The sequence below is a fragment of the Sodalis endosymbiont of Henestaris halophilus genome, assembly GCF_900161835.1.
Lineage (GTDB): Bacteria > Pseudomonadota > Gammaproteobacteria > Enterobacterales > Enterobacteriaceae.
The window spans coordinates 1,300,596-1,314,024 of sequence record NZ_LT897836.1 but is presented as its reverse complement, the minus strand read 5'-3'; the positions used below and the strand labels follow the sequence as shown (position 1 = coordinate 1,314,024).

General features: G+C 36.9%; 6 protein-coding genes and 1 pseudogene. 4 read left to right on the top strand and 3 right to left on the bottom strand.

Features of this window, described 5'->3' with window-relative positions:
- Positions 1-1,161 precede the first annotated feature (1,161 nt).
- Positions 1,162-1,867: pseudogene (gene mtnN, locus HBA_RS02825) on the top strand (5'-methylthioadenosine/S-adenosylhomocysteine nucleosidase); the annotation flags it as partial.
- A 531-nt stretch (positions 1,868-2,398) separates the two neighbouring features.
- On the opposite strand, the gene erpA reads toward mtnN, so the two are convergent.
- From erpA to HBA_RS03525, 3 genes are all read right to left on the bottom strand, one after another.
- Positions 2,399-2,749: an iron-sulfur cluster insertion protein ErpA gene (gene erpA, locus HBA_RS02820; protein ID WP_097032501.1), complete on the bottom strand. Its 351-nt coding sequence runs from the start codon at positions 2,747-2,749 to the stop codon at positions 2,399-2,401.
- A 2,425-nt stretch (positions 2,750-5,174) separates the two neighbouring features.
- Positions 5,175-6,356: a 3-demethoxyubiquinol 3-hydroxylase gene (gene ubiF / locus HBA_RS02815; RefSeq protein WP_097032500.1), complete on the bottom strand. Its 1,182-nt coding sequence runs from the start codon at positions 6,354-6,356 to the stop codon at positions 5,175-5,177.
- Positions 6,357-7,262: 906 nt separating this feature from the next.
- Complete coding sequence (locus HBA_RS03525) at positions 7,263-7,424, bottom strand: hypothetical protein (RefSeq protein ID WP_157774259.1); 162 nt, start codon at positions 7,422-7,424, stop codon at positions 7,263-7,265.
- Positions 7,425-8,930: 1,506 nt separating this feature from the next.
- Here HBA_RS03525 and ybeY point away from each other — a divergent pair.
- The 3 genes from ybeY to HBA_RS03620 all read left to right on the top strand — a co-directional run bounded on the left by ybeY (position 8,931) and on the right by HBA_RS03620 (position 12,923).
- Positions 8,931-9,401, top strand: a complete 471-nt coding sequence (gene ybeY / locus HBA_RS02810; RefSeq protein WP_097032499.1) for an rRNA maturation RNase YbeY — start codon at positions 8,931-8,933, stop codon at positions 9,399-9,401.
- A 920-nt stretch (positions 9,402-10,321) separates the two neighbouring features.
- The gene (lnt, locus tag HBA_RS02805; protein WP_097032498.1) at positions 10,322-11,854 is read left to right on the top strand and encodes an apolipoprotein N-acyltransferase; all 1,533 of its coding nucleotides are present in this window, start codon (positions 10,322-10,324) and stop codon (positions 11,852-11,854) included.
- Positions 11,855-12,749: 895 nt separating this feature from the next.
- Positions 12,750-12,923 (top strand): hypothetical protein, encoded by a 174-nt coding sequence (locus tag HBA_RS03620; RefSeq protein ID WP_457920922.1) that lies wholly within the window; start codon positions 12,750-12,752, stop codon positions 12,921-12,923.
- The last annotated feature ends 506 nt before the right edge of the window (positions 12,924-13,429 follow it).

The window sequence follows — 13,429 nt, the reverse complement described above, 5'->3', positions numbered from 1 at the left end:
CATAGTATTAAAGCCTTTTAATACATAAAAACTAATTGACGATTACCTGCTTTTGGTAATCACCTTATTACGTTGCAAGCCTGTTCTGTATCGCCGCATTGATACAGATTATCTTTAACTAAACTGTTCCAGTTTTTAGTAAATGGTACAATTATTTAATAAAATATTTTCAACACTTTTACAGATCGATAATGAAATAAAATATAAATCATTAATTTCCAAAATATAAATTACCGGGAAAGTTTTACTAAAAATAATTTCCACTATAGTTTATACTATACTACATTGTTTGCGAGAGAAAACACAACTTCCCGTCATAAAATAGTTGCACGTCTACGGTCCAGACCAGTAGGTTGTCCGGTTGCATTTTAAAATGCAGCCGATCTGCTTATAACGTCAATTAATCCTTAGTAACTTAATGTACTATAAGGATTATATTAATGTTATTTCTGTAAATATAGTACAGATCGAGATTAATGGAGCCGTAATATGCATTACTATCTTTTTGCTACAAAGTGTGTTAGTACACAGGTTATTAATCTAGCAAAATCCTTACAAATGGCCTGCCTGCTTTAGACTAGCGATATTTATGTTGGCGACAAAACCTGTTGTTGATTATTACTTTGTGAAAATAGTGGATGATGCATTATCAATATTCTACGATACAGATCATCGTAATTAACTTTTGCATGGATTTTCTAACTGCAATATAAAATAATCCCAACGCATCACAATTTATCTCTATTGCTTTTGAGGAGATAAAAGATCTTTTTAACAATGCTGCTTCCGACCTACTGTACGATTATCATCGAGAGTACATTAGGCATAATGTATTATTAAGTCATATGTTGTGTGGCCTAGTAGGTGGTGCTTCGCTTTGTTAGAGCCGGCGTATATTGATAATGTGACAATAGAATTGCTGTCAAATTAGCGCCTAATAAAATTATCAGACTCGTGCTAACCGGCGTACTAAAATGTTAAAATTTATCTTTAGTTTAAATTAATATCAATTTATTTTCTTTACATCAAATTCATATCATCTATTAATTCTACAAACACTAGTCACACTATACCCCTGAGTAAAACGTATTAAAATGCGTTATTTTGACATGTATGTTATTTAAAAATGCGTTAACTCTTATTAGTAAGAGAATTCCTTGCATGCTCATTGGTATTATTTGCTCAATAAAACAGGAAATCGCGCTACTGCGCGATCGCTTAAGTTATTCGGTTATCTATTAAGCAGGCGTTTTATGAGATGATATTAATCAGTTATGCTTCGTTGATATAGTGCTAATGAAATTCGGTATTGGCAAGGTTCCTGTCGCTTTGAGTACTACGCTGATGCTAGATTATTTCGAACCATAGTTGTTCATCAATACTGGCTCTGCTGGTAGTTTAGCGCAGACTATTGAAAGTCCGTGTTATTGTAGTGCGTAATGAAGTGCTATATCACGATGTCGATGTCACTGCTTTCGGTTATGAATTTTGGCCAGATGTCTCAGTGTTCGGTATCGTTCAATTCTGCTCCATTGTTAATAGTTCTGGAAGAGAAGATGATCGATAGTCTCTGCATGCATGCTGTGATAGCTTTGGTGGTCAGAGGTGATACCGTTATAAAAGGTTCAGTAGAGGTTCCTGGCTCGTATCCGACAAACCTTCCCGCAGGCACTTCTTACTGTGGAAATGTGGAGTCTATCGCCATAGCTCATGTGTGTTACTAATTTTCTGTTCCTTTCGTTGTGGTGCATGCCATCTCTGATGTCGCAGAACAAGCGTCTCATTTAAATTTTAAAAATTTCTTACTATTGCGGTGAGTAGCTCGTTTCGTTTGGTCGAGGAAATGATACAAAAGCTAGTTAGCGGGCTAGTTAAGCGGTACATGAGCAACAAATGCGTAATGTTATCCATATTATTTTCTGTTACTAATTTATTCTGCAACTAGTATTGCAGTGTGAGTCAATGTGTTTATCACGCAAGCTGCGTTTTTACCTGCGTTACTAAGATAGAACTTGTCAGTGATCAATGCTATCAAACTGGCAGTGTTTGTTTTAGTATAGGGAATTAGTAAAACCGTTTGCCTGTGTCGTCTTGACGTTTGCGACAGTTTAATAATGGTAAAAGAATTACCAGCGTTATGTTGTGGTATATTCATTAGGGAATATATTGACCGGCCAACACTTTATTTATCTTCGTATTTTAAAATTTATGTAATGGCCTGTATTATCGGCAGTATTTGTGCATAGCGCAGCGTTTAGTGCATTGTAAAGTAACTTTTTTTTGCATTCCTTATTTTTTAGAATGAGTTAGATTAGCACTAATCAGCTAGCAGTTATTCGCTTACACCTAAAGCTATTGATTTTAAATTGGCTATCGGTGAAGTCACACATGCGTCGCGTTAGATACTGAATGATGACCCACAACCACAGGTAGTTTTAGCATTGGGATTGATTATTATAAAACGCGAACCTTCCAGCCCTTCGCTGTAATCCACTGACCCCCCTACTAAATATTGTAAGCTCATAGGATCGACTACGAGCGCCACACCCTGTTTCTCGATTATGAAATCGCCTTCGTTTACTTTATTGTCAAAGGTAAAGCCATACTGGAAGCCGCTACAACCACCACCGATTATATAAACACGCAATTTTATATTCGAATTAGAATTACCTGCATCTGCAATAAGGTTTTTAACTCTAATAGCTGCAGAATCAGTAAAATTTAATGGCAATGCTACCTTTTTGATCATTATTTTTATTCTCTGTTCATTATAGAATATAAAGACGCATTATTCTATTTTTAGTTCATTGTATATTATACTATTGTACAGTAGCAATTATATGGTGGGATACTGAATCCAGTGAATTAATTTAGGTATTATATACATTATTAATACTTTATAGGTAATTAAATAGGCAACACATTGATTACTAAATTTAAATGTGAAATAGTTAATTGCCCGGAACAAAATTATACTAATTAAGATACAATGAATCTATACATATCAGTAGTTCGGTAATAATTCTCTGTAATACAAGATTATTCTTGTATTACAGAGAAGATTTCGTAAGGTTTTCATCAATCTCTTTTGTTATCAATTTTTACAAACAGATTGAAGAACAGTCATCAAGAAAAGAAAAAAACATTTTGCATGAAGCATAAGATCCTAAAAAGATGACAGTGTTTTAGATGTAGAATTCATGCAGCGATTTTCGGTAATCGACAAATGAAGAATGCAATATTAGTTTCATCTACTTTGCTATATTTTCATATTATCTTAGTAGTTAGTTTATATCTTATTGTTAGGTAAATGAACTTGGTGCTCAGCTTTTCATTAAACAAATACAGTTTAAATGATAAATATTTAAAACCTTTAGCAACAGCTCTTTTGTTTTGATAAGTGTTGCTGCATAGCAATGCATACCCACTATTATAAGATAGGCTATGAGTTGGTAGTACAAAATAACTATCGGTAGTGCTTAATTTGTTTGTTAGTAAACAAAAATGAATATAACATATTGATCTTGCTATATTTAGTGCTAATCGTAAAATGTTTACGAATAGCCTGGAAGTTGCATTGTTAGATCTTTACATAACTATTTTACAGCCTTATCCAAGTCAACCACACCATAAGCTATAAATACTAGTAAGCGTTCTGGGCGCTATTGTATCAAGAAAGCATAAGTCTGCGATCTAACTGTTGATATAACCGTCTTCTCAAACGATTCTTCATTAGATTGAGGATAGAATATGTGCCGCTAATGAACAACTAAAAGATTTCTGGTACAACCATTATGTTTTTGCTATATCAAATAGTATTATAGGCGCTGTTAAGACTCACTTGTATTAATAGATGTTAATAATACACAAAGCTGCGCGGTTGTTTCAAAAATAGCTGAGTAATATTTAAGTATGAGTTAATTACTCATCTTAAAGAAGCAGGCTTTGACTATCTACTATATTATGATTGGAGATACGCTATCTTGTTCTCGATATTGCAAACTAGCGTATGAAAGAAGCGTTCTACAACAAGCTGTTTGATCTTTATTGCGTGCGAAGAGGTAAGTAGCGCAAATGACTTTGCCGTAGTAAGCAAAATAGAAACAAGTCTAGATTATTTTTAATAATCTCATTTTCTTACCTGCGATCGACGTGGTACGTACGCTTGAGCGTAATTTGCTAACTTCATATTATTTTACTTATGCTTGAAGTTTTTTAGTGAGGCACTGTCGATTATGAGAGGTAGTTTATTTAATGCGAAAATATAATATAATTGATGATGATTAAAGTGCCAAATAAGTTAGACGCACAGTTGCTGCCAGTTAATACATGCAGATCATGTAGTGATTTGATAAAATCACTTGTGCTTGCATAAGTAAGCAAGGAGAGATAAAGTTGTAGAGGTATAGTGCTTTAGCGCTAAGTATGCAAGTATAAGTGTTATGTGTTAAAATAGTTGGTTATTTTTTTAGCCGTACTATACAGTACGGCTAAGATCGTTTCCCGCAAATGCAATAACGCCCAGGCAATCGTTTTTTAGGCTGCAGCTTTCAAGGTATTAGGCTCGAGTAGAGAGTATCAACTGTGGTATTTATGTGCAGATGCATAGTTTTATTCCGCAATAGTATGCTGTGATATCAGCTCGTGTAGACGTATGTTCTTTTGAACATTTATTAAAGCAATTTTAAGAGTTAAAATCTGCAATTTAACGATGTCACAATCAACGATAATATTTCAACTTTCGGTGAAAGTCAGAGTTTTATGGTGCCTAGATGATCGATTGGAGTGTTTTTTTTGGACATAGTTTTGAGTAAAATTACAAGAATTGTGAAATAATAGTTTTATTGTCACTTTAATATCTTCATCTATTTCCTATTCTTGTAAATCAACGTCTAGAGCAACCTAATATTCTAATTTGTTATTATAGTTTTGGTCTGGAGAGCAATAAATAACCTTATAATAAATGATTGCTTTAAAATAAATAATGCATGTTCCTAATAGCTATGTTGGCGAAGCTGTCGCCAATAGAAAAGACTGAATTTTCACGTTAGCATGTATTGCTATTAACAATAAGACATTATTATCGGTTGCTAGAATGGTACCGCGAGGTTATCTCATCATTCTGATGACCCGATGATAAATATCTCCCACTGTGGCCGTCCCGAAATAAGCAGTCATAACCCCAAAGCGTAGCGTAGTACCGATTGCTTAATACTACCAGCGCGCTGAGCCAACATCAAGCCGAGATTGCGTGCTAGTATAAGTGCTGGTAGATTGCTGCTAAATATGTTATGGAATGCATCCATTGCCGTTTGCATCAGCAAGTTATCACCACGCCGGCGTAGTTTGTAGCGCTGTAATACCGCTAGCGTCTCCCAGGGCTCGCTACGAGAGCGAGCATTAATTAACACTTCTGCTAGCGTTTCAGCATCACGAAAACCAAGATTAGCTCCTTGTCCAGCTAGGGGATGAATGGTATGCGCAGCATCGCCAATCAGCGCTAGCCCTGGTTTTAGGTAATCACTGGTATGCCAGCGCATCAAGGGAAACGATGCTGTACCATGTATGGTTACCGGGCCGAGTCGCGCGGGAAAAGCTACCGTTATTTCTCTCTCCAGATCCTTTAGCGATAGTTTATTTAATTCGCGAATACGCGCAATGGTATCATACCATACCAAAGAAGCCCACTGGTCGTATAGCGGTAAAAATGCCCGTGGTCCGGTAGGATGAAACTCTTGCCAGGTCACGTCCTGTTGAGTGCCTTCTATTTTTGCACTAATCAGTAAACAGGATTGGCGGTACTGCCAGCCACTAGCCACGATGCCCGATTGTCGCCGCACCCATGATTGCGCGCCGTCAGCACCGACAACTAGCAAGCTAGCAATCCTACTGCCATTATTTAACGTTAACCGCCAACGGCCGCCCACATGAGTCATAGCATCAAGGGTGGCGGGGCAACGCATAGTCAACGTGTCACAGTCGGCAAATTTTTGCCACAAAGCCTGATGCAATCGGCGGTTTTCTACCATAAAACCTAGTTCAGGCAGGCCCAGAAATGCGGCATCAAATGTCACTGTTGAGGACAACCACTCCCAAGTTTCCAGACGGCGGTACGGCCTACAAAATTTTTCTCCGATGCGTTGCCAGACACCGATACGGCGCAGCAGTGCCACGGAGGTACAACTGATTGCTGACACTCGTAAATCTGGTGATGCGTCATCTTTTCCAAGGGTGGGGGGGGTCAGATCAATAACCAGGACTCGGAATCTTGCCTGGGCTAGGATCAAAGCCACCACCGAGCCAACCAGTCCTCCACCGACCACCACTACTTCATAGTACTTTTCATTCGTCTTCATTTTATATAATAAATGTGCTATGACTTAAAATCATTCTATAAAATATCAAAATACAAATTTACCATGTAAAGATGCGTTGTACCCGGTCGTCCTTGAGTACAAATACCAGCAGAAAATTATAATACACGCTTACGTAAGTCTTTCGAGCCAAGCTAAGGACTAAAATATCATCGATAATACCTACGGTCACAATTTGATGAACAATCTCGAAGAACAGATGCTATGTATTCTCAATACAACAAGTTTCATTTGAGAAAAGCGAATGAGTAAGTTGTTTTATCAGTTAACAAGCTAGTGAATTTTTGCAAAAACTTCAATAAATTTGGTTATTAGCGGCGTCATAGATTTCTGAAAGGTACCTGCTATATTCGTGTGTAGTTAATTATTGTGTATATCAATGTTCTAGTCGCAGACCCGTACACTTTGTTGCCGAAGTCAGCAAAGATTAATCATTTTTAAACATCTGTAGCTTATTAGGCTTTCAATTTCTCAGAAATTGAAAGTGTAACTTGTTCATATAAACGAGTGTAAAAGTACAACTTCTTTTCTAGATTATATATAAAATATAGCAAATACTACAGCTTTTGTCTCTTATTCCTACGCTAGGGAAGCAAGTAAGCCACTATTAATATATCACCAGATATATTTTATTGAGAGTGTATCTATATGACTTATGTCCCCACGACACCACGTAGATAGTTACGTGTTGTGCATTTACCGATACAAAGAGCGGGTTATAATCGTATTTTAACTATTATGATACACTCTCATGTCGCACTAAAATATAAATTAATTATTCGTCAGATACGCAAAGTCGCGTATAGAAATTTAAATAAACTCTAACTTTCTATTTTCTTATCCAGAAAAACCCAGAAGGAATTTTAGTAAATAAAAACAATATCGCCGTTATTCATATTGCAATATGGGTTCAGTTTTTTTTTTATTTACCATGACATCCATGACATCCATGACATCCATGACATCCATGACATCCATGACATTTCTGATACACCTGTGCTGCTTGATATGGTAGATCATGCCAGTGAGTAATAAAACAGTGGACCGCATTTTGCAAGACTATGTTAACTAACATACCATGCAATTCAGTCGCTTTATGTGTGTGGCAGTTCAATATTTTAGGATGATATACATCCACACAAAACGCGATGTAATCGTCTGGGCGCACTGATATAGTCATCGTTTAGTCAATTCTAAATCTATATCGTCTATGACGTATATAATTTGGCCTATTGTTTTTTTGCAAACTAAAAGATTAAATGGCATGAAGTAGTCATGAAGAAAGCACAGCGTTAATTATGTATTTTCTAATCAATAAAGATAACAAACTTGGTGTTTTGCATTTAACAGCCATAAGTCCCGTTATCCTTCTCACCCCTACGGGAGGAGAAGGCTGTTGTTGGAGCTTTTAGTTAGTTGCCTTGGTTACATTGTATTTTACATTTATTGTGCTTACAATATACATGTAATGATATTTATTCATAAAATTATATAAAGTACTTGATTTATTATTTAACTATATAGTTGCTGGTCCTGGTTGATAGTTTTAATAAGTTGTAATAATTGTATGCCAAGAAGAAAATTTGAAAAGTCAAAACCAAAAAATTACGCTATAAACCCACATCATAATAATTATCTATTTAGTCTTCTTGAAGAAGGGGTTACGATGATACATAAAGCAATTTAAAAGCTGGTGAGGTATTCAGAACAATCGGTTTTATAGTATATACACCCAATTTAAGTGGTAAGTCGCTGTAAACTAGTGCTGTCGCATTCATTATCACCTCACTTTATATATTATATAATATGGTGCTGTTACTTAGCATAATCACCAGTATTGGGCCAAAGTAAATTTATTTGGCTGAAAAATAAAACAAAGTCGGGTTATTGAGCAAATAACGAAATGTGTTCGTTTATAGCCACATATTGAATATAAAAACTAACCATACTATCACTAAATATTGTGTCCGAATTAAGCGTAATACATCAATCAAATTTTTAATTATGACATTATTGTTTGCATCGATTGACTGAAATCTATAAAACTTATCTGCTCTGCTTTATTTATGCTCTTTGAGATGTTAAACTTTTAAAGTTGGAAAATTAATTGTGCGCAATTTCATTTAAGTCTCGCCACTGAATTTACATGCGCTGGGTATAAACTTCGGTAATGCCTTAATTAATATTAAAAGATAGTCAGCACATTATTATGAAGCAGATAAGACTATTTTAGTCTTGTCTGACTTAATTCCAGAACAGTGATGATTAGAGACGTTACGTAGATAGATCTTTAGTATAACAGAAATAATAATTGTGTTACTTTATAAAAATACTTAAGAAAGTCGATGAAATTAGCTTCAATTTCTTTTATTACGAAGACATGGTTGCTACCGATTGTGGCGTGTATTGTCAATGTTTTTATGAATACTATAACTATCTGACCATAAATGAAAAGAGTAACTCGCTTCTAATAACAAACCCCCATTACCTACACTAGACTAACAGCGCTTCGCTAGAAAACTCAGGTCGCTGACTTTATGGAGCATCACATAACGCATGAGTAAAGTGATATTAGACTTGCAACTGGCTTGCAATTACGTGCGCTATTTGCCGACCGAGAAGGATTTTCTGCGCTGGCTTCTTGCAGTGTTACCGTTATTTTTCGATAACTCAGAAGTGACTGTGCGCTTGGTAGACCAAGCTGAAAGTCGTGCACTTAACCTTACCTACCGCGGTAAAGATAGACCCACCAACGTATTGTCCTTTCCTTTTGCAGTTCCCCCATGGTTGGAATTGTCGCTGTTAGGAGATCTGATCATTTGTTGCCAGATCGTGGAACTAGAAGCGATGCAGCAGAAGAAAGCATTAGAGGCTCATTGGGCGCATATAGTTATTCATGGTTCTCTGCATCTGTTAGGGTATGATCACATGTTGAATAAAAAAACTATAGAGATGGAATTATTAGAAATAGACATAATGAGAAAACTCGGCTACCCGAATCCATATTTTATAAAAGCAAAGGCGTAACGAGCTTTCTTTTAATTATTTCATAGTCGAACTAACTAAACATTTTAGGTAACTATAAAGAGCAATGATACCAACAGTTTAAAGAAAAGTTTTCTTTATTATTATATCACATCAGTTATTTGATGTTAAATTGAAAACCTTACTAATTTTAAGTAGTTATTTAGGATTCTGAACATCATGAATTGATCGATCAATATACCAGCAATATGTTAGAGCAATCATAAATATTGCCTTCACCGCTAGTGTAACATATCATGATTCCTCGTTTGCATATTGTTACACTGAAGAAAATCAATTCTTTCAAGAATTGCTTGGACGTGATCATTAAATCAGCTTATTTTCGCTTCCTGTTCATAATCGAAGATAAAGATATGTGTAAGAGATCTTGCTGGCCAAGAATTTGCTACCGTTCATATTTACCCACGCAAAATCTTTAATATTGAAAGGATTATGTGTTCATTGGTCGTAGTGTTAGAAAGCAAGCAGGTGGTGAACCACATGCGCAAGTAGCTCTGTTTTCAGCTTTATCATATAACCATTCGTAATAGATTAACTCAGTATCGAGTTCGGTCTGGTGATTATAGAGAATATCCTGGAGCTTATAGTCAGTAAAATTGAATATGAACACAATGATCCAGAGGATCAAAATATCTGCTAACTGAATTGCTACTACTTTACCATTCGCGCCATAACGATTTTAATAAGGTATTAAATATGCATGTCAGCGACGATGATGTAGATCCTATCGGTGGCTTGGTTATGCAAGAACCTTATTTATTTACTGGCGTGCGGAAAAGCCATAAATATTGACATAGCTATAATCTTAAATTGGAGAGTAGCTGATAGCAAGTTCATAATTTAGGTGTATGTCAAACTATCTAATAATGCATCGAATTTTACCATAGAAGATTAAATATCCAATGGTTATTCTCTCATTGTTTGCACGCCAGCGATTCCGTGCATTGCTAGCAGTCGTTACTGGCGCTTCCGGTATTCTAGCATTTTCCCCATACGATCTCTGGCTTGCGGCCATTATTTCTCTCGGTGGCCTGCTGGCTAGCACGCTCAACCGCAGCGGTTGGCAGGCTGGTTGGCTTGGCTTTGTTTGGGGCTTAGGCCTATTTGGCGCCGGCGTTAACTGGGTCTATATTAGCATCGAGCAATTTGGAGGTCTAACTAGCCTGGTAAAAGTGACACTAGTAGTAGTACTGGTAGTTTATTTAGCGCTATATCCCATGCTTTTTGCCATTCTGCTGACGAGACTATGGCGGAGTACCAGTCTATGGCAGTTATCGCTTGGCGCGCCGGTGCTATGGTCGGTTACCGAATTTTTGCGCAGCTGGGTGCTAACCGGTTTTCCCTGGCTGGAGTTCGGTTACAGTCAAATAGATGGACCGCTAAAAGGTATGGCACCTATCTTTGGAGTGCAAGCCATCACCTTTATGCTGATGATGATCAGCGGCTTGTTTGTCTTTTCGCTGGCGCGTCAACAACAACTACCAGCGCTTAGCGCGTTAGCTCTGTTGATGCTTCCTTGGCCGTTGCGTTTTTTGCAGTGGTACCAGCCTCAGCCGTCGCGGGCTATTGATGTAGCATTAGTGCAAGGCAATATTGCTCAATCCATGAAATGGGAGATCAGTCAAATTAAACAGATCATGAATATTTATATGCAAAGTACTCTGCCTGCTCTCGGCAAGGCAAAAATAGTCATTTGGCCAGAATCGGCCATCCCTGCCGCTGAAATTGCTCAGGATTCGTTTCTAAACCGGCTTGATGAGCTATTGCGGCAAGGACATACTCGGTTAATAACTGGAATCATCGAAGCACGCCCGACACTGAACGGCTACGATTATTACAATAGCATCATTGTATTGGGCGAAAACACACCTTATCGTTATCCAGCGATAGCCCGCTACTACAAACACCATTTGGTACCATTCGGAGAAACAGTACCCTTAGAGAATTTTATTAGGCCATTGGCACCGATATTTAATTTACCTATGTCCTCTCTTAGTCAGGGAAAGTACTTGCAGCCGCAGCTACAAGTGGCTGATATTAAGTTTACCGCAACTATTTGTTACGAGATTATTCTGGGCGGTCAGGTGCGGGATAATTTTTGCACTGACACCGATTTTCTTTTAACCTTGTCTAATGATGCATGGTTTGGTGATTCCATAGGCCCGTGGCAGCATTTACAAATGGCACGCATGCGCTCGCTGGAGCTAGGACGTCCGCTGTTGCGTAGCAGCAACAACGGTATCACCGCCGTCATCAACCCTGATGGGACTCTAAAGGCACAATTGCCGCAATTTACTCGTGATGTGCTCAATGTTCATGTCATTCCGACACGGGGGTTAACTCCCTACGCCCGAGCTGGCTCTTGGCGATTATGGACTTTTACACTTCTGGCCGGATTGACCGCGCTGGTATGTGATCGTAGTCAACTACCCTAGGAACGTAATACTGCTTGATAAACGTTATGTGTTAACATAACGCATAGTTACGAGACTATTATGCTGTCCCTCAGCTCGCGGCATGCTACATAAACAAATTGAAGATTAAGATGACTTTGCATAGTAGTTTATAGTTCTAAAAATATAATTTTATAACGTAAGTGACTTAGGATCTCCATGAATACTTTTGTTCCCTAAGGTAAGTGAACTAAAATTAATCCATAAGGAGAACGATAAAACGTTACAATATCCTGATCAAAGGGATAAAATTCTTTGAATGGATTAATCAAATTACTGAATTACTCCTTCCCCACCTAAAGTTTTTAATTACGAGCGTTTTGCAATCTGTTTTGTGAATAAAAGAACACAAATTGTCTTAGAGTAGGCACTATGCGCATTAGTTATCTAAGAAAGTGGTGCCAGTAAGTATCGTACTAGTAGTTATCAGAGTCGCTGAATTTTTTATTAATATTGATTATAGTAATCATCTTTGCCGATCTGTAGAAAAGAAACAAGCAGCACGATCCTTTCACGTTTGCGAAAGTCTTTAGATATTTTCAAAGTGCGCGCGTTCGTTACTCTGCATAAACTATCGCAATAGCGCGTATCTACGTAAGCGCATACCGCTATATATTTGCTTTCATTATCTGTTCATTTTTCTGAGAAAGCCTTTTTAAGGCTAATTTATCTTCACGATAGATTTTTAGATACAATGATCACTTGATCGAGGTAGTTATCAATATCGTTACTATGATTTTATCTAGCATTAATATTGTTATTAATTATTTTTTTGATCTTATCGGTGCGGCGATGCTATCGCATGTGGTAATCTATTTCAATAGCAATATTGCGTCATTTAATTAATGTTACGTGTAATTAATATTACTGTTCTTATATGAACAAGACGCTGAAGCTGATCTTGGATTTAAGGGTAATCTACCGACGTAAAATACCAGATGTTAAAATATTAGATAAGGTAATCACAGTAAAAGAGCAGGAATTTGCACATGCGCAAATTAGCATTATTCTAGTGATGATCCATTTGACTAGCAGTCAGACTCATGATTAAGAATTGACGGCTAAACTTAAAAATTAAAATAATAGTATCAGTGTGATATCCCCCGTAAATTATTTATTTTTTCTTATAAATTGTGGAGATTACCGCAGTCCCTTCAGGACCAATTTTACGTCATTGTGGAAGTTGTTAAACCTAAATTAGATTCTTTGAATATGCAATTATATTATCTGAACATTGCATCATTTAACCGCATTATTTTTATGATGTTACATGCGGTTCTACCATAAACAATCTGAAACTAAGGTGAACTTTTAGATATTGTGTTAACTATAAACACTAGTTTGACGGTGAAAAGAGCCTGATCAACGATTGTAACGTTTCGGGTGCAAACATTTTTCGTATTGATAGAATCACATTTGCAGTCCTGCTCAATTAATAACCAGTAGAAAATCCTTATGATTAGAATCATAAGGATTAAGGCTACTTGTTCCTTATGCTGGAAGGTTGTCACGCTATGGCTTTTATGATAAATAATGCCTTTCATAGCTGGCTATGGT

What these genes read in the sequence shown, in the direction of transcription:
- erpA (WP_097032501.1), bottom strand. Translation starts at nt 2,749, where the DNA reads ATGATCAAAAAGGTAGCATTGCCATTAAATTTTACTGATTCTGCAGCT.
- ubiF (WP_097032500.1), bottom strand. Translation starts at nt 6,356, where the DNA reads ATGAAGACGAATGAAAAGTACTATGAAGTAGTGGTGGTCGGTGGAGGA.
- HBA_RS03525 (WP_157774259.1), bottom strand. Translation starts at nt 7,424, where the DNA reads ATGCGGTCCACTGTTTTATTACTCACTGGCATGATCTACCATATCAAG.
- lnt (WP_097032498.1), top strand. Translation starts at nt 10,322, where the DNA reads ATGGTTATTCTCTCATTGTTTGCACGCCAGCGATTCCGTGCATTGCTA.
- ybeY (WP_097032499.1), top strand. Translation starts at nt 8,931, where the DNA reads ATGAGTAAAGTGATATTAGACTTGCAACTGGCTTGCAATTACGTGCGC.
- HBA_RS03620 (WP_457920922.1), top strand. Translation starts at nt 12,750, where the DNA reads ATGAACAAGACGCTGAAGCTGATCTTGGATTTAAGGGTAATCTACCGA.